The sequence below is a fragment of the Luteimonas sp. A649 genome, from assembly GCF_054072735.1.
Window position 1 is genome coordinate 1787128 of the sequence record NZ_JBSVRQ010000001.1, and the last position, 17628, is coordinate 1804755.

Consider the following 17628-nt stretch of genomic DNA (forward strand, 5'->3'; position numbering starts at 1 on the left):
ATGCGGCGATTCTAGCCCGCATGCGTCCGGGGTCGCGCCGGGTGGTTCAGAAGCGCATGACGTAGGCGGCGCCGTAGACCAGCGGGTCGATCTTCGCGCTGCCGAGCTTGGCGCCGTCGAGCTTCACGTCACTGTCGATGTCCATCCAGCGCACGTCGACGCGGATCGCGCCCTTCTCGCCGACCTTGAAGTCGACGCCGGCGTGCAGCGCGACGCCGAAGGAGTCATCGAGCTCGAGCTTCGAACCCGCCAGCGCGCCGCGGGTGTCCTCGCTGAAGAAGGTGGTGTAGTTCAGGCCCACGCCGAGCAGCGGCGACACCTTGCCCTGGCCGTTGAAGTGGTACTGCAGGCTGATGGTGGGCGGCAGGTGCTTGGTGCTGCCCACGCGGCCCAGGCCGTCGATGGCGATGTCGTGCTGGAACGGCAGCGCGGCCAGCACTTCCAGGCCGAGGTTGTCGCGCAGGAAGTATTCGACGGCGATGGTCGGGCGGGTGCTGGAGCCGATGTCCAGCGGCAGGGTGCCCGCGGCGAGCTTGCCGTTGTCGGAGTCCGGGTTCACCTGGTGGGCACCGATGGCCACGGTCCAGTCGCCGGCGGACTGGGCGAAGGCGGACGGCGCGGCAAGCGCGCCGGCGATGGCCAGGGCAAGGAGGGGGAGGGTGTTGCGGGACATTGACGCACCTGTCGTGTGTTGGGGATGGCGCCATGGTGCGGTGTGCCATACGGGCCCGCATTGATCGGGATCAAGTCCGGGCCGGCCCCGTCCGGGCCTGCTAAAATGGGCGTTCTGCGTGTTCCACCCACCCTTGCCGCGGCGCGCGGCGATACGGAGTCAGCATCCCATGGCGATCAAGGTAGGCATCAACGGTTTCGGCCGCATCGGGCGCAACGTCCTGCGTTCGGCGGTGCAGAATTTCGGCAACGACATCGAGATCGTCGCCATCAACGACCTGCTGGAGCCGGACTACCTGGCCTACATGCTGAAGTACGACTCCGTGCACGGCCGCTTCGACGGCGAAGTGTCGGTCGACGGCGACACCCTGGTGGTCAACGGCAAGCGCATCCGCCTGACCCAGGAGCGCGACCCGGCCAACCTCAAGTGGGACGAGGTCGGCGCCGACGTCGTCATCGAATCCACCGGCCTGTTCCTCGACAAGGCCAGCGCGCAGAAGCACCTCGATGCCGGCGCGAAGAAGGTGATCCTGTCGGCGCCGTCGAAGGACGACACGCCGATGTTCGTGTTCGGCGTGAACCACGAAAAGTATGCCGGCGAGGCCATCGTCTCCAACGCGTCCTGCACCACCAACTGCCTTGCGCCGATCGCCAAGGTGCTGCACGACAAGTGGGGCATCAAGCGCGGCCTGATGACCACCGTGCACGCCGCCACCGCCAGCCAGAAGGTGGTCGACGGCCCGTCGAACAAGGACTGGCGCGGCGGCCGCGGCATCCTCGAGAACATCATTCCGTCGAGCACCGGCGCGGCCAAGGCCGTGGGCAAGGTGATCCCGGAGCTCAACGGCAAGCTCACCGGCATGTCGTTCCGCATCCCGACCTCCGACGTCTCCGTGGTCGACCTGACCGTCGAGCTGGAAAAGGGCGCGAGCTACGAAGAGATCAAGGCCGAGATGAAGGCGCAGAGCGAGGGCGCGCTCAAGGGCATCCTCGGCTACACCGAGGACAAGGTGGTCGCCACCGATTTCCGCGGCGATACCCGCACTTCGATCTTCGACGCCGAGGCCGGTATCCAGCTCGACGACACCTTCGTCAAGCTGGTGGCCTGGTACGACAACGAGTGGGGCTATTCCACCAAGTGCCTGGAGCTGGTCCGCGTGGTGGCGGCGAAGTAAGCCCGCGGCCAGCGTGACCCGATGGAAGCCCCGCCTCGCGCGGGGCTTCCTGCTTTCGGAAGTCCCTGACGGCCGGAACGTGCCGCGGGTCGTGCATCCGAGACACCGGCGCAGCTAATGTGCGTCCATGGCCGCGGGGAGTGGCGCGAGGAGATGCAGGAATGGAATCGATCATCTTGCTGTTCGTGCTGGTAGTGCTTGCGGTGCCGGTGCTGCTGATCGTGGTCCTGGTGGCCTTGGGCAACCTGAAACGGCGCGTCGCCGAGCTGGAATACGCGATGACGCGTCAGGAGCAGTACCGGCAGCCGGAGTCGCAGCCCCGGGCGCAGCCACAGCCGCAGCCGCGGCCTCAGCCTCCCCAGCCCCAGCCCCAGCCCCAGCCCCAGCCCCAGCCGCGCGCCGTGGACGTGGCACAGCCGGCCCCGCCGATTCCGCCGCGGCCACCCCGCATCGAGCCGATTCCCGCCGCCGCGCGACGGACACGCGTCGCACCGGGGCCGTTCGAACGCTTCGCCACCCGCGCGCGCCGCTGGTTCACCGAGGGCAACGTGCCGGTGAAGGTGGGCGTGCTGGTGCTGCTGGCCGGGGTCGCCGCGCTGCTCAAGTACGCCAGCGACCAGGGCTGGCTGACCCTGCCCATGAGCCTGCGCCTGGCGGCCGTCGCCGCCGCGGCACTGGCCGCGCTGGTCTTTGCCTGGCGCAAGCGCGACAGCCACCGCAGCTTCGCGCTGGCGGTGCAGGGCGGTGCGATCGGCGTGCTGCTGCTGGTGGTGTACGCGGCGTTCAAGCGCTTCGACCTGTTGCCGGCCGGGCCCGCGTTCGCGGCCAGCCTGGCGCTGGTGGTGGCGCTGGGCGTGCTGGCGGTGCTGCAGGAGTCGCGCACCCTGGCCGTGTTCGGCATCCTCGCCGGCTTCATGGCGCCGATCTGGCTGTCCACCGGCAGTGGCAACCATGTGGTGCTGTTCTCCTACTACGCCCTGCTCAACGCGGCGATCTTCGCCATCGCCTGGCTGCGGCCCTGGCGCGAGCTCAACCTGCTGGGCTGGATCTTCACCTGGGGCATTGGCGTGGCCTGGGGCGTGCTGGCCTACGAGCCCGCGAAGTTCGCGAGCACGCAGCCGTTCCTGCTGCTGTTCTTTGCCTTCTACCTGCTGCTGCCGATCCTGTACGCGAACAAGCGCGCGCCGGGGCGGCGCGACGTGGTCGACGGCGGCCTGCTGTTCGGCACGCCGCTGGTGGCGTTCGCGTTGCAGGCGGTGCTGCTGGACGGCGCGCGGACGCAGCTCGCGCTGTGCGCGCTGGGGCTGGCGGCGATCTATGCGGCGCTGGCGTGGTGGCAGCGGCGGGGCCCGCACGCGGTGCTTGCCGAGGCCTACCTGCTGCTGGCGGCGGCCTTCGCTACGCTGGCGGTGCCGCTGGCGCTGTCGGCCAGTGCCACGGCGGCGGTGTTCGCGGTGGAAGGTGCCGGGCTGGCGTGGCTGGGCCTGCGTACGGGACGGTTGCTGCCACAGTGGGCCGGCGTCGGGCTGCAGCTGGTCGCCACGGTGGCCTTCTTCAACGGCTACGTGGACCTGCCGCTGGCGGAGCACGCGATCGCCAACCCGGCCTTCGCCGGCTTCATGCTGCTGGCGCTGGCGGGCTTTGCCAGCGCCTGGTGGTACCGCGCGGCCGGGTGGACGGCGGCCGCGGCGGTGTACTACTGCTGGGGTCTGGTCTGGTGGTGTTCCGGCGCGCTGAACGAGGTGGTCCAGCACGTTGCCGCAGGCCTGCGCCCGGACGCGCTGTTGGCGGTGGCTGCGGTGACCGCGCTGCTCGCGGCGGAGGTACAGCGCAGGCGCGCGGCGGCGGCGCTGGTGCTGACCGTGCTGGGCGCCTTCGTCATGGCCGCGCCGTTGGCCATGGCGCAGTTGGATGCCGACGGCCAGCCACTCGCCGCCTGGGGTGGCGTGGCCTGGCTGCTGTTCGCGGCCTGTGGCGTGCGCAGCCTCACCGGCCTGCGCAATGAGGGCGGGCAGCTGGCGGCGTGCGCGCAGTTCGTCTGGTGGTTGCTGTGGCCGCTGGTGCTGTCACTGTCGGCGTTTGAATTCGCCCGGGCACAGGCGTTGGGCAGCGGCTGGCGGCTGGCGCTCCCGGCCTTGCCCTGGCTGGCCCTGCTGGGAGTGCTGCAGTTCCGCTGGCACTGGTTGCGACAACCGCTGGGTGCTGCGTTCGACTTCATGCGTACGCCGCTGTTCGTGACCAGTCTGCTGGTGATCTGTCCAGGTTGGCTGGGCGCGCTGCGTGATGCCGGCGGCAGCGCGCCGCTGCCGTGGCTACCGCTGCTCAATCCGCTGGATATCGTCCAGCTGGCCGCGCTGGTGCTGCCCGCGTGCTGGCTGTGGTCGGCACAGGTACCGGCTTCATTCGCGCGGCGGCGGGTCGCGCTGTTGTCGGTGGCGGGCTTCCTGCTCGTCACCTGCATCACCCTGCGCACGGTGCACCACTGGGGCGGCCTGCCCTGGGGCGGAGCCTTGTGGTCGGCCAGCCTCGCGCAGACGGCGCTGACCCTGGTCTGGAGCGTGGCGGGCGTGGCGGCGTGGATCGCGGGGTCGCGGCGCGGCCAGCGTGCGTTGTGGCTGGTGGGGGCAGTGCTGATGGCGCTGGTGCTGGCCAAGCTGGTACTTGTCGACCGCCAGCACCTGGGCAACCTGCTGGGCATCGGCTCATTCATGGCCTATGGCCTGCTGTGCACCGTCGTGGGCTGGTTCGCGCCGGCGCCGCCGCGGGCGCCACCCAGCGGTAGTGAGGGCGGCGATGGCAGCGGCGGTGAAGGCGGCGCCGCGGCGTTCCGGGCGTGAGCCGGGCGTCCCGTCCGCTCAGGCCCGGGGCGATGGCCTCGGGAGTTCGCAGCCTTCGGGGCCGCAGGCCGCGCCGTCGCCGCTGACCGCCGGCGGCGCGAGCTTGCGCAGCGCTTCGGCCAGCGCCTCGGGCGGGTGCGCGCCCTGGATGCCGTGGATGCCGTCGACGACGAAGGTCGGTACCGCGCGGATGCCCATCGCCTGCGCGCGGCCCAGTGCGGCCTGCACCTCGGCGACGCCTTCGTCCGAATCCAGCATCGCGCGCACGCGCGCTTCCGGCAGGCCGCCTTCGGCGCCGGCGGCGACCAGCACCTCGGCATCGGCCAGGTTGCGGCCCTCGGCGAAGTGGGCGCGGAACAGGGCCTCGGCCACGGCCTCCACGTCGCCCTCGCGCGCGGCCAGCCACATCAGGCGGTGGCCGGGCAGGGTGGTGACGCGCACCTGGCCGCGGTCGAAGTCCATCGGCAGGCCTTCGGCGCGCGCGGTGCCCTGGGTCTGCGCCAGGATTTCCGCGGCGCGCGCTTCGCCACCGAACTTGCTGGCATAGGCCTCGCGCAAGGGGACCGGCGTGGCATCGGCGTCCGGATCCAGCATGAAGGGATGCCAGTGCACTTCGACGGCGGGCGCGTCGTCGCCCAGCAGCGCGAGGGCGCGCTGGAAGCGATGCTTGCCGATCCAGCACCAAGGGCAGACCAGGTCGGACCAGATGTCGATGCGCATGGGGCTCACCTCTTCGTCTTGCGTTCGTAAACCATGCGCGTGCCCGCCGCGCGGTCGTGCCAGGTCAGGCGGTCGCGGTCGACCCAGGCCCACCAGAAGCCCAGGCCCCCCGCGGCCACCGACAGCGTGGCCACCGCGTAGCGGCACCACAGCGTCCGCCACGGCGGCGCGGGACCATCGGCGGCGACCACGCGCAGGCGCCAGGGCCGCATGCCCAGGGTCTGCCCGCCACGTCGCCAGCTCACCGTGGCGTAGGCGCCGGTGATCGCCCAGCAGCACAGCCACAGCAGCCACTGCAGCAGGCTCCAGGGCTGGATGTTCTCGCGCGGCCCGTGGCCGGCCAAGGTGTAGCCGAGTGCGAACACGAAGCCGAGCAGGAACCACAGCGACAGCACGGGCAGCAGGTCGTACAGCATCGCCAGCAGTCGCTTGCCGATGTGCGCGCCGGGCAGTGCGTGGCCGTCGGCCGCCTGCGGGTTCGGGTGGTGTCGGGCATCCGGGTTCATCGCGACAGGATAGCCGCCGCGGCTTCCGCGCCGCTAAGCTGGCGGCGATGTCCGCGTCCACGCCCGCAGAGCGCCGAACGCGCGCCATGCGGCTGCCGCCGCCGCGCGACGCCGACGCACGTGCCATCGATGCCTTCATCGATGCCTGGTGGGCCGAATCCGGCGCCGCCCGCCAGACCCTGGACAGCTATCGCCGCGATCTGAAGGGCTTCGCGCGCTGGCGCGACCGTGGCGACATCGTCGACGCCGATCGCGCCGGCCTGTTCGACTATCTCGCCCACCGCAGCCGCGAAGGCTATTCGCCGCGCAGCAACGCGCGCCTGCTGTCCGCGCTGCGGGCGTTCTACGGCTGGCGGCTGAGGCAGGGACTGCGCGCCGACGATCCCACGGCCCTGCTGGAGCCGCCAAAGCTGCCGCGCCTGCTGCCCAAGGCGCTCGCAGAGGGTGAGGTCGCCCGCCTGCTCGAGGCGCCCGATGTCGACGCACCCGCGGGCCTGCGCGACCGCGCCATGCTGGAGCTTATGTACGCCTGCGGCCTGCGCGTGAGCGAGCTGGTCGACCTGCCGGCCAACGGCGTCAACCTGCGCCAGGGCGTGCTGCGCGTGTCCGGCAAGGGGGGCAAGGAACGGCTGGTGCCCCTGGGCGACGAGGCCCGGCACTGGCTTGATCGCTATCTCGCTGATGCCCGCCCGGCGCTGGTCGGCGCCCGCCAGGTCCCGGTGGATGCGAAGGGTGACGCGCCGCTGTTCGTCGGTCCGGATCTCCGCGCCCCGACGCGGCAGGCGTTCTGGGCCCTGGTCAAACGCCACGCCGCCGCCGCCGGCATCGATCCCGGCAAGGTCAGTCCGCACGGCCTGCGCCACAGCTTCGCCACCCACCTGCTCAACCACGGTGCCGACCTGCGTTCGCTGCAGATGCTGCTCGGGCACAGCTCGCTGTCGACCACCCAGATCTACACCCTGGTCGCGCGCGAGCAGCTCAAGCGCCTCCACGCCCGCCACCACCCCCGAGCCTGAAAGCCGGCGCAATGGACGTCCCGGCGCGGGGGCACCGCAGCCGGGGCGCATGCGAGAATGTGCAGTCAGCCGCCGTCATGGCGGCATCGCCAAGCCGAGATCCACGAATGAAATCCTTGCTGCCCCTGATGCTGTGTGCCGTCAGCCTTACCGCCTGCGCCCAGGCGCCGGACGCCAGTGCACCGGGCACGCAGCAGCCGGCCCCCGCCGCGGGGCAGGGGCTGGCCACCGCCGCGGCGGGTTCGCCCGAGGAGCGCGCGATCCAGGCCCTGCACGCGATCAACCCGCGGATCGAGGTCGACCACGTCGGCGCCGCGCCGCTGCCCGGCTTCCGCGAGGCGGTGGTCGGCGGGCAGATGGTCTACATCAGCGATGACGGCCGCTATCTGCTGCAGGGCGCGCTGTTCGATGTCCACGAGAAGGTCGACCTCAGCCAGGCGGGCATGGCCGAGGTGCGCCGCCGGCTGCTGGCGACCATTCCCGCGTCCGAGCGCATCGTGTTCGCGCCCGAAGCCCCCGAATACACCGTCAGCGTGTTCACCGACGTCGAATGCGGCTACTGCCGCAAGCTCCACGAGGACATCGCGGAATACAACCGCCTCGGCATCGCCATCGAATACCTGGCCTTCCCGCGCATGGGTCCGGCGAGCGAAGACTTCAGCAAGATGGTGTCGGTGTGGTGTGCCAGCGACCGCCGCGCCGCACTGACCGCCGCCAAGGAAGGGCGCAACGTTCCGGCGAGCCAGTGCACCAGCCCGGTGGCGCGGCACTACGACATCGGTCGCCGGGTGGGCCTGACCGGCACGCCGATGATCGTCACCGCCGACGGGACCCAGATGCCCGGCTACATGCCGCCCGCCGACCTGCGCGCCGCGCTCGACCGGCTGGCCCTGGATGCGGCCGGGCCGGCAGCCAGCGCCACGCCGACCGACGCACCGACGGACGCGCCCGAACCAGACGTGGCCGCGGACGGCGCGCCGGGCGGGCGCTGAGCCGCCAGCCGCCCCGCGGCTTCGCTACAATGGCCGGCCCGTTCCACGGTCGAAACCGGACATGATCGTCCTCGAGGGCCTGCCCGCCCTGTCGCCCTTCCGGCGCGAACGTCTCCAAGCCCGCCTGCAAGCCATTGAACCCGGCATCCGCGTCACCGGGTCCTGGCACGTCTACTGGCTCGATGCCGACCCGGGCGCGATGCCCGACCGGGCGGTGCTGCATCGCATCCTGCAGGCCGCGGACGCCGTGGCGCCCGCCGAGCCCGGCGCCGCGACCCGCTTCGTTTCTCCGCGCGTGGGCACGCTCTCGCCCTGGGCCAGCAAGGCCGGCGAATTGCTGCGCGGTGCCCGCCTGCCGGTGAAGCGCGTGGAGCGCGGCACCCGCATCGACATCACCGGCTGGCCGTCCGATCCGGCGGCCGCGGCCGTCGTCGCGGGTGTCCTGCACGACCCCATGACGCAGTCGCTGCTGGCCTCGCACGATGAGGCTGCGGCGCTGTTCACCACGCCCGCGCGCGGCGCGGTCGAGGTCATTCCGCTGGATGGCCTGGAAGAAGCCAACCAGCGCCTGGGCCTGGCGCTCGCCGCCGACGAGATCGCCTACCTGCGCGAGCGCTATGGCGCGCTTGGCCGTGACCCGCACGACGTCGAACTGATGATGTTCGCGCAGGCCAACTCCGAGCACTGCAGGCACAAGATCTTCAACGCTTCCTGGACCATCGACGGCGAGGAGATGCAGGTCAACGGCGGCCCGCAGTCGCTGTTCCGGATGATCCGGCACACGCATGCGCAGACGCCGGAGCACACGCTGTCGGCCTACAGCGACAACGCCGCGGTGGTCGAAGGGTATGCCTCGCGACGCTTCCGGCCCGACCCGGAGACGGCCGTCTACCGCGCCGAGCCCGAGCGCGACGGCGCCTTCTGCATCAAGGTCGAGACCCACAACCACCCGACCGCGATCTCGCCCTTCGCGGGCGCCTCCACCGGCGCCGGCGGCGAGATCCGCGACGAGGGCGCCACCGGCCGCGGCGGCAAGCCCAAGGCCGGACTGGTCGGCTTCAGCGTTTCGCACCTGCGCATCCCGTCGCTGCCGCAGCCCTGGGAACGGCCGCGCGCGCTGAACCCGCGCATGGCGCCGGCGCTGGAGATCATGACCGACGGCCCGCTGGGCGCGGCGGCGTTCAACAACGAATTCGGCCGCCCGAACCTCACCGGCTACTTCCGCAGCTTCGAGCTGGCGGAGGGCGAGGGCCTGGTCCGTGCCTACGACAAGCCGATCATGCTCGCCGGTGGCCTTGGCGCCATCGACCGCGACCAGGTGGCCAAGCTGACGCTGTCGCCGGGTGACGCGGTGGTGGTGCTCGGCGGCCCGTCGATGCTGATCGGGCTGGGCGGCGGTGCCGCAAGCTCCGTGGCTTCGGGCGAGAGCGCCGAGGACCTCGATTTCGCCAGCGTGCAGCGCGACAACCCGGAGATGGAGCGCCGCTGCCAGGAGGTCATCGACCGCTGCGTGGCGATGGGCAAGGCCGGCAACCCGATCAAGTGGTGCCACGACGTCGGCGCCGGCGGCCTGTCCAACGCGATCCCCGAGCTGCTGCACGATTCCGGCGTGGGCGGCGTGATCGATCTCGATCGCGTGCCCAGTGACGATCCCTCGCTGTCGCCCATGCAGCTGTGGTGCAACGAGTCGCAGGAGCGCTATGTGCTGGGCGTTTCGGTGGACCGCATCGATGAATTCGCGGCGCTGTGCGAGCGCGAACGCTGCCCCTTCGCCGTGGTCGGGTATGCGACTGAAGAGGAGCACCTGGTGGTGGGCTACGGCGCATCGCCTGCATCCGTCGCGACCGGTGAGCCGCGCGACCTGCACGCCATCGACCTCCCCATGGACCTGATTTTCGGCAAGGCGCCGAAGATGCACCGCGATGCCGTCCGCCAGCAGCCGCACCGCTGGCCCCAGCTCAATGCCGTCGCGCTGGCCGCCGCCGGCCGTCCGGGCGAAGCCCTGCATGAAGCCGGCCTGCGCGTGCTTGCGCATCCGACGGTCGCCTCCAAGCAGTTCCTGGTCACGATCGGCGACCGCAGCGTCGGCGGCCTGACCGCGCGCGACCAGATGGTGGGCCCCTGGCAGCTGCCGGTGGCCGATTGCGCGATCACGCTTGCGGATTTCCACGGCCACAGCGGTGAAGCCATGGCGATCGGCGAGCGCACGCCGCTGGCCCTGATCGACGCCGCCGCCAGCGCACGCATGGCCGTGGGCGAAGCGATCACCAACCTGTGCGCCGCGCCGGTCGAGTCGCTGGCGCGCACCAAGCTCTCGGCCAACTGGATGGCCGCCGCCGGCCACCCGGGCGAAGACGCGCGTTTGTTCGACGCCGTGCACGCGGTGGGCATGGAGCTGTGCCCGGAGATCGAGCTGTCGATCCCGGTCGGCAAGGACTCGCTGTCGATGCAGGCGCAGTGGCAGGCCGATGGCGTCGCCCGGAAGTCGGTGTCGCCGGTGTCGCTCGTGGTCACCGCCTTCGCGCCGGTGGCCGATGTGCGCCGGCAGCTCACCCCGCTGCTCGCGCGCCAGAGCGGCACCGAGCTGTGGCTGCTCGGCCTGGGTGCGGGCAAGCAGCGCCTGGGCGGTTCGATCCTGTCGCAGGTCCACGGCGCCTTCGGTGGCGCCTGCCCGGACCTTGATGATCCGCAGCGCCTGCGCGCCTTCTTCGAACTCATCCGCGATGCGCGCGAGGCCGGCCTGCTGCTGGCCTATCACGACCGCTCCGACGGCGGCGTTTTCGCCAGCCTCTGCGAGATGGCGTTCTGCTCGCGCGTCGGCCTCGACATCGACCTCGATACCTGGGGCGACGACCGCACCGAGAACGTGTTCCGCACGCTCTTCAATGAAGAGCTGGGCGCGGTGGTGCAGATCGCAGCCGATGATCGCGTCGAGTTCGTCGACCTGGTGGAGCGCCATGGCCTGGTCGAGTGCGCGCAGCGCATCGCGCGGCCGACCACCGCGTCGTCGGTGCGCGTGCTCGCCGATGGCGAAGTGATGGCCGAGTGGGCCTGGGAAGACCTCATGGGCGCCTGGTGGTCGGTGAGCCACGCCATGCAGCGCCAGCGCGACAATCCCGACTGCGCCGACGCCGAGCGTGATGCCGCGCTGCGCTTCGATGCGGCCGGCCTGCGGCCCGAGCTCACGTTCGACCCGTCCGACGACATCGCCGCGCCCTACGTCGCCAAGGGCGCCGCACCGCGCGTGGCGGTGCTGCGCGAGCAAGGCGTCAACGGCCAGGTGGAGATGGCGGCCGCGTTCACGCTGGCCGGTTTCGAGGCGGTCGACGTGCACATGAGCGACCTGGTCGCCGGCCGCGCGACGCTCGACGACTTTGCGGGCTTTGCCGCCTGCGGCGGTTTCAGCTACGGCGACGTGCTTGGCGCCGGCCGCGGCTGGGCGACATCGATCCTCGAGCGCGAAGCGCTGCGCAGCATGTTTGAACGCTTCTTCGGCCGCGGCGACAGCTTCGCCCTGGGCGTGTGCAACGGCTGCCAGATGATGTCGCAGCTCAAGGAGATCATCCCCGGCGCCACCCACTGGCCCCGGTTCCAGCGCAACCTCAGCGAGCAGTTCGAGGCGCGCCTGGGCATGCTGGAAGTGGTGGAATCACCGTCGCTGTTCCTGCGCGGCATGGCCGGCTCGCGGATCCCGGTGGTGGTTTCGCATGGCGAGGGCCGGGCGGAATTCACCGGCGACGCCGACCACGCTGCCGCCCGCGTGGCGTTGCGCTACGTCGACGGAGGCGGTCGCCCGGCGACCGCCTACCCCGCCAATCCCAACGGTTCGGACTCCGCCGTCGCCGGACTCACCAGCGACGACGGCCGGGTGACGCTGCTGATGCCGCATCCCGAACGCACCCTGGCCACGGCCAACTTCAGCTGGGCGCCGGCGGCGTGGGCAGTCGCCTCGCCCTGGCTCAGGATGTTCCGCAACGCGCGGGTGGCCGTCGGCTGAGGGCCGGTCGACCCGTCAGAGCACGCCCAGGAACTGCTGGGCCACCGCCTTGATGCCCACGCCCGGAGGAAGTGCGCAACTCATCGCGGGATAGATGAAGTTGGCGCCCTCGTTGTCTTCCACCGACCAGACGACATCGATGTCGTCGTTGGCGGCCAGGATGACGGACTTCGGCATGTAGACGGGGTCGGCCAGGTTGCTCCGCCCGTCCACCAGCGTGCAATTGACGGTAGCAGGCGCGTCCGAGGTGTTGACCAGTATCGCGCCCACGAGGTAGCTGGACTCCGCGGCTCCGAACCGCCCTTCCAGGGCGCAGGTGATGAAGGTGACCGAGTCGCCTTCGTTCTGCACTGCGAGCGGACGCTTCCGGACCACGCCGTCGAACACGGGCAGGGCGCTCTGGCAGGCGCCGGTGGCCAATGTGATGCGATCGTCTCCCACGGTACCGGCGATTGCGGTGGCGGGCAGTGCCAGGGCGATGGTCAGGGATATCAGGGCTTTGAACATGTCGTTACCTCGGATGGGGGGCGCGAAGCATTCCGCACACTGCGGGTCAACGCGCCAGGCGGGAGCAAGCGGACAGGGCGAGGGCGCCCAGCCAGCCGGTGGCCGTGTCGCCCTGGCGTGACCTGCTAAAGTCCACGACCCACGCACGCTCGACAGATCTGCCATGAATACCGTGAGTGAGCAGGCCAGCCCGGAGCGCACCACCGACGAAGCCATCGTCACGACCCTGCTTGAAAAGGGCCGCCTGAAGGACGCCGACCTCGGCCGCGCCCGGCGCCTGCAGGACGAAACCGGCGGCAGCCTGCTGTCCCTGCTGGGCCGCCTTGGCCTGGTGTCCGAACGCGATCACGCCGAAGCCTGCGCCGCGGTGCTCGACCTCCCGCTGGTCAGCGCCAAGGACCTGCCGGAGATGCCGCCGGAAGGCACGCCGCTGACCGCGCGCTTCATGACCCAGTTCCACGTGGTGCCGGTGGCCGAGGGAGACGGCCACGTCGACGTCCTGGCCGCGGATCCGCAGGACCCTTACGCGCTCGAAGCCGTGCGCCTGGCGACCGGCAAGGACGTGCGAGCCAGCGTGGCGCTGCGCTCGGAGATTGCCGGCCTGGTCGAGCGCTGGTACGGCCAGGGCCGCAGCGCGATGGGCGCCATCATCGAGACCGCGGAAGGTGACGGCGGCGACATGGACGACGTCGAGCACCTGCGCGACCTCGCCAGCGAAGCGCCGGTGATCCGGCTGGTGAACCTGGTCATCCAGCGCGCGGTCGAGCTGCGCGCGTCCGACATCCACGTCGAGCCCTTCGAGAACCGGTTGAAAGTCCGCTACCGCGTCGATGGCGTGCTGGAAGAAGGCGAAAGCCCGCCGACCAACCTCACCGCCGCCGTGATCAGCCGCATCAAGATCATGGCCAAGCTCAACATCGCCGAGCGCCGCCTGCCGCAGGACGGCCGCATCATGCTGCGCGTACAGGGCAAGGAGCTCGACCTGCGCGTGTCCACCGTGCCCACCGCGCACGGCGAGAGCGTGGTCATGCGCCTGCTCGACCGCGAGACCGTGGTGTTCGACTTCCACCGCCTGGGCTTCACCGACGAATTCCTGCCGCGCTTCCACCAGGTGCTGCAGCAGCCGCACGGCATCCTGCTGGTCACCGGCCCCACCGGCTCGGGCAAGACCACGACGCTGTACACCGCGCTGTCCAAGCTCAACCAGCCGACGGTGAAGATCATCACCGTCGAGGACCCGGTCGAGTACCAGATCGAGGGCATCAACCAGATCCAGGCCAAGCCGCAGATCGGCCTGGACTTCGCCAATGCCCTGCGCAGCATCGTGCGCCAGGACCCGGACATCATCATGATCGGCGAGATGCGCGACCTCGAGACCGCGCGCATCGCGATCCAGTCCGCACTCACCGGCCATCTGGTGCTGTCCACGCTGCACACCAACAACGCCGCCGGCGGCATCACCCGCATGCTCGACATGGGGGTGGAGGACTACCTGCTGACCTCCACCATCAACGGCATCCTCGCCCAGCGCCTGGTGCGCAAGCTGGAACCGACCCACGCCGAGCGCTATCCGGCATCGCCGGAAGAGATCGCGAAGTTCGACCTGCGGCGCTTCCAGCCCGAAGGCGATCTCTTCCTGTACCGCCCGCGCGGCTCGGCGATCGCGCCCACCGGCTACCTCGGCCGCACCACCATCGTCGAGTTCCTGGTGATGGACGACGCCCTGCGCCGCGCGGTCATGCGCCACGCCGGCATGGGCGAGATCGAACAGCTCGCACGCGACGCCGGCATGCAGACGATGTACGAGGACGGCATCCGAAAGGCACTCGCCGGGCAGACGACGATCGAGGAAGTGCTGCGCGTCACCGAGGACGCCTGAGCATGCCGGTGTACCGCTACAAGGCGCTCAACAGCCGCGGCGAGACGCTCGACGGCCAGATGGAAGCCACCAGCGACGCCGAAGTGGTGCTGCGCCTGCAGGAGCAGGGCCACCTGCCGGTGGAGGCGAAGCTGGCCAGCGAAGGCGACGGCGAAGGCGCGCTCAAGGCGCTGTTCAAGCCCAAGGCCTTTTCGGGCGAGCGCCTGGTGCAGTTCACCCAGCAGCTGGCGACGCTGCTCGGTGCCGGCCAGCCGCTGGACCGCGCGCTGACCATCCTGCTCGACCTGCCGGAAGACGACGCCGCGCGGCGCACGATCCACGACATCCGCGACCAGGTGCGCGGCGGCACGGCGCTGTCGACCGCGCTGGAGCGCCAGCACGGGACGTTCTCGCGCCTGTACATCAACATGATCCGCGCCGGCGAGGCCGGGGGCAGCCTGCAGGACACCCTGCAGCGCCTGGCCGACTACCTGGAACGCTCGCGCGCGCTGCGCGGCCGGGTGCTGAACGCGCTCATCTACCCGGTGATCCTGGTGGTGATGGTGGGCCTGGCGCTGCTGTTCCTGCTTGGCTACGTGGTGCCGCAGTTCGGCGTGATGTACGAGAGCCTGGACGCGGAGCTGCCCTTCTTCACCAAGGTGGTGCTCGGCCTGGGCGACTTCGTGCGTGACTGGTGGTTCGTGATGTTGGCGGTCCCCGCGCTGGCCGCGCTGTGGTTCGACCGCCGCCTGCGCAATCCGGCGTTCCGCGCCCGCTTCGACGAGTGGCTGCTCGAGCGCAGGTTCGTCGGCGGCCTGGTGGCCCGGATCGAGACGGCGCGGCTGATGCGCACCCTGGGCACGCTGCTGAAGAACGGCGTGCCCCTGATCGCGGCCCTGGGCATCGGCCGCAACGTGCTGGGGAACCGCGCGCTCGCCGCCGATGTCGAAGCAGCGGGCGAGGAGGTCAAGAACGGCGTCGCGCTGTCCACCGCGCTCGCGCGCGGCAAGCGTTTCCCGCGGCTGGCGCTGCAGATGGTCCAGGTCGGCGAGGAATCGGGCGCCCTGGACACGATGCTGCTCAAGACCGCCGACACCTTCGAGGCCGAGACCGGACAGGCGCTGGACCGCATGCTGGCCGCCCTGGTCCCCGTGATCACCCTGCTGCTGGCGGTGGTGGTCATGGTGGTGATCCTGGCGGTGCTGGTGCCGATCTACGACCTCACCAATGTCATAGGCTAGGGGCCTGCCCGCGCGCCGGGCGTCCCATTCCCATCCAGAACAGGCAGGACTCCATGCACAAGCGTTCCCTTACCCGTTCCCCGCGTCCGTCCGGCCAGGGCGGCTTCAGCCTCATCGAGATCATCGTCGTGGTGGTGCTCATGGGCGGCATCGTGGCCTTTGCGGCCTCGCGCATCATCGGCGGCGGCGACCGCGCCAAGGTGCGGCTGGCCGAAGCCCAGGTGCAGACCCTGGCGGAGAAGGTCAGCCAGTTCGAGATGGACACCGGCACGCTGCCCAATGCGCTGTCGGAGCTGGTGAACTCACCCGGCGGCGTCGGCGGGTGGCTGGGCCCGTATGCCCGGTCGGCCGATCTCAACGATCCCTGGAACACGCCCTTCGAATACCGCATGCCGGGCGACAGCGGTCCCTACGACATCGTCAGCTACGGCGCCGACCGCAAGCCAGGCGGCGAAAGCGTCAACGCGGACATCCGCTACGAGTAAGAGATGCCCTGGATGAACGCCGGGCGCGGCGCGGTGGGCCGTTCCCGCGGCTTCTCACTGCTGGAAGTGTTGCTGGTGATGGTGCTGATCGCCGCCACCGGCGTGCTGGCCGCCGGCGTGGTGGGCGGCGGCTTCGCACGGATGGAGCTGCGCAGCCATGTGAGCGACATCGCGACGCAGCTGCGTTTCACGCGCGCCCGCGCGCTCGCCACCGGCGTGCCGCAGACCTTCAGCATCGACCCCGCCGGGCGCGTGTGGCAGGGCGCCGACGACAGCAGCGGCGAGGTGCCGGATTCGCTGCGCATCCACTTCACCGGCGCGCGCGAAGTGCAGCCGGCGCAGGGCGTGGGCGCGATCGTGTTCTTTGGCGATGGCGCCTCCACCGGTGGCCGGGTGCAGCTCAGCCGCGGCGAGGCGGCCTTCGACATCGATGTCGCCTGGCTGACCGGCAGCGTGAGCGTGCACCGGGCGGAGCCTGTGCGATGAGGCCGGCCGGGACCCCCTTGGCGCGCGGGCGCCAGCACGGTTACACCTTGATCGAGGTGCTGGTGGCGTTTGCCGTGCTGGCGCTCGCCCTGACCTTCCTGCTGGGCACGCTGTCGGGTGCGACGCGCCAGGTGCGCTGGTCGTCGGACGCCGGGCGCGCGGCGCTGCACGCGCAATCGCTCCTGGCCGACGTCGGCGTGGGCGAGGCGCTGCAGCCCGGGCGCGAGGAGGGCGAACTCGAGGACGGCCGCTACCGCTGGCAGCTCGAGGTCGCGCCGTACACGGATCCGCTCCTGCCCGGCAATGCCCCGCAGGATCCGTTCGCGGCCCAGCTCCTGCAGCTGCGCCTGGAACTGGCCTGGGGTGAAGGCACGCGCGCGCAGCGCCTGGTGCTGGACTCCCTGCGCCTGGTGCAGCCCGAGCCGGGGGCCGAGCCGTGAGCCGCGCCGTAAACCGCGCCCGCGCCGCCGGCTTCACCCTGATCGAAGTGTTGCTGGCCACCGCGCTGCTGGCCAGCGGCCTCGCCCTGGGCTTCGCCACCCTGCGCGCGGCCACCGCCACCGCCGAGCGTGGCGAGGCGATGGCGGCGCGCACCGAGCGCATGCGTGCGGTGGAAGGCTTCCTGCGGCGGCGGCTGGCCGCGGCGCAGGCCATTTCCTTCGCCCAGAACGAGGACACCGGCGGCGCATTGCGGTTCATCGGCGAGCCTGACCGCATCCGCTTCGTGGCGGACCTGCCGAGCTATCTCGGCCGCGGCGGCCCGCACCTGCACGACATCGCCGTGTATGGCCAGGGCAGCGAGACCGCCCTTGCGGTGTCGTTCTCGATGGTGCTGTCGGGCGAGACCATCGAGGAAGACCAGCCGCGCGCGCCGGAACCGCTGGTCGAAGGCCTGACCGGCCTGCGCATCCAGTACCGCGGACTCGACGAAGAGTCCGGGCTGAGCGATTGGCTGGACGAGTGGGACGCCTACGACACGCTGCCGCTGCAGGTGTCGATCGAGATCGAAAGCGACGACGGCGCCACCTGGCCACCGCTGATCGTGGCGTTGCCGCAGGCGGGCATCACGCCGCAGCTCGGCAGTGGGCGTTCGCGCCTTGGCCCGGCCGCGCGGCCGGGCATCCGCCCGGGACAGC

General features: G+C 70.9%; 13 protein-coding genes and 2 pseudogenes. 11 read left to right on the forward strand and 4 right to left on the reverse strand.

From position 1 onward, the window contains the following. Positions 1 to 46: 46 nt before the first annotated feature. Positions 47 to 673 carry an OmpW/AlkL family protein gene (locus tag ACW5E8_RS08300; protein WP_456964979.1) on the reverse strand — a complete coding sequence of 209 codons (627 nt, stop codon included), beginning with the start codon at positions 671 to 673 and terminating at the stop codon, positions 47 to 49. A gap of 169 nt (positions 674 to 842) precedes the next feature. Here ACW5E8_RS08300 and gap point away from each other — a divergent pair, with 169 nt between their 5' ends. Beyond that, positions 843 to 1847, forward strand: coding sequence for a type I glyceraldehyde-3-phosphate dehydrogenase (gap, locus tag ACW5E8_RS08305; RefSeq protein ID WP_456964980.1), 1005 nt, complete (start codon positions 843 to 845; stop codon positions 1845 to 1847). Between the two features lie 161 nt (positions 1848 to 2008). Then, positions 2009 to 4684, forward strand: coding sequence for a DUF2339 domain-containing protein (locus ACW5E8_RS08310; protein ID WP_456964981.1), 2676 nt, complete (start codon positions 2009 to 2011; stop codon positions 4682 to 4684). An 18-nt stretch (positions 4685 to 4702) separates the two neighbouring features. Here ACW5E8_RS08310 and ACW5E8_RS08315 read toward each other — a convergent pair whose 3' ends face one another. Both ACW5E8_RS08315 and ACW5E8_RS08320 read right to left on the reverse strand, forming a co-directional pair. After that, the gene (locus ACW5E8_RS08315; RefSeq protein ID WP_456964982.1) at positions 4703 to 5404 is read right to left on the reverse strand and encodes a DsbA family oxidoreductase; all 702 of its coding nucleotides are present in this window, start codon (positions 5402 to 5404) and stop codon (positions 4703 to 4705) included. 5 nt (positions 5405 to 5409) lie between these two features. After that, complete coding sequence (locus ACW5E8_RS08320; RefSeq protein ID WP_456964983.1) at positions 5410 to 5910, reverse strand: RDD family protein; 501 nt, start codon at positions 5908 to 5910, stop codon at positions 5410 to 5412. A gap of 86 nt (positions 5911 to 5996) precedes the next feature. On the opposite strand from ACW5E8_RS08320, the gene xerD reads away from it, so the two are divergent. The 3 genes and pseudogenes from xerD to purL all read left to right on the forward strand — a co-directional run bounded on the left by xerD (position 5997) and on the right by purL (position 11915). Continuing rightward, on the forward strand, positions 5997 to 6926 hold the full coding sequence (gene xerD / locus ACW5E8_RS08325; RefSeq protein WP_456964984.1) for a site-specific tyrosine recombinase XerD: 930 nt from the start codon (positions 5997 to 5999) through the stop codon (positions 6924 to 6926). Between the two features lie 107 nt (positions 6927 to 7033). Beyond that, positions 7034 to 7840 (forward strand): annotated as a pseudogene (locus ACW5E8_RS08330) (DsbC family protein); the annotation flags it as partial. Between the two features lie 139 nt (positions 7841 to 7979). Next, positions 7980 to 11915, forward strand: coding sequence for a phosphoribosylformylglycinamidine synthase (gene purL, locus ACW5E8_RS08335; RefSeq protein WP_456964985.1), 3936 nt, complete (start codon positions 7980 to 7982; stop codon positions 11913 to 11915). Positions 11916 to 11930: 15 nt separating this feature from the next. On the opposite strand, the gene ACW5E8_RS08340 is transcribed toward purL, so the two are convergent. Continuing rightward, positions 11931 to 12422, reverse strand: coding sequence for a hypothetical protein (locus ACW5E8_RS08340; protein WP_456964986.1), 492 nt, complete (start codon positions 12420 to 12422; stop codon positions 11931 to 11933). Positions 12423 to 12585: 163 nt separating this feature from the next. On the opposite strand from ACW5E8_RS08340, the gene gspE reads away from it, so the two are divergent. The 6 genes and pseudogenes from gspE to ACW5E8_RS08370 form a co-directional block, all read left to right on the forward strand. Continuing rightward, complete coding sequence (gene gspE, locus ACW5E8_RS08345; protein ID WP_456964987.1) at positions 12586 to 14301, forward strand: type II secretion system ATPase GspE; 1716 nt, start codon at positions 12586 to 12588, stop codon at positions 14299 to 14301. Positions 14302 to 14303: 2 nt separating this feature from the next. Continuing rightward, entirely contained in the window at positions 14304 to 15521 is a 1218-nt protein-coding gene (gene xpsF / locus ACW5E8_RS08350; RefSeq protein ID WP_456964988.1) for a type II secretion system protein XpsF, read from the forward strand. Between the two features lie 53 nt (positions 15522 to 15574). Then, positions 15575 to 16006 carry a type II secretion system major pseudopilin GspG gene (gene gspG / locus ACW5E8_RS08355; RefSeq protein WP_456964989.1) on the forward strand — a complete coding sequence of 144 codons (432 nt, stop codon included), beginning with the start codon at positions 15575 to 15577 and terminating at the stop codon, positions 16004 to 16006. Between the two features lie 3 nt (positions 16007 to 16009). Continuing rightward, a complete protein-coding gene (gene xpsH / locus ACW5E8_RS08360; protein WP_456964990.1) occupies positions 16010 to 16492 on the forward strand; it encodes a type II secretion system protein XpsH in 483 nt (160 codons plus the stop codon). After that, positions 16489 to 16932, forward strand: a complete 444-nt coding sequence (xpsI, locus tag ACW5E8_RS08365; RefSeq protein WP_456964991.1) for a type II secretion system protein XpsI — start codon at positions 16489 to 16491, stop codon at positions 16930 to 16932. The genes xpsH and xpsI overlap by 4 nt, the downstream gene beginning before the upstream one ends. After that, a pseudogene (locus tag ACW5E8_RS08370) lies at positions 16929 to 17552 on the forward strand (prepilin-type N-terminal cleavage/methylation domain-containing protein); the annotation flags it as partial. The gene xpsI and the pseudogene ACW5E8_RS08370, both read left to right, overlap by 4 nt. Positions 17553 to 17628 lie beyond the last annotated feature (76 nt).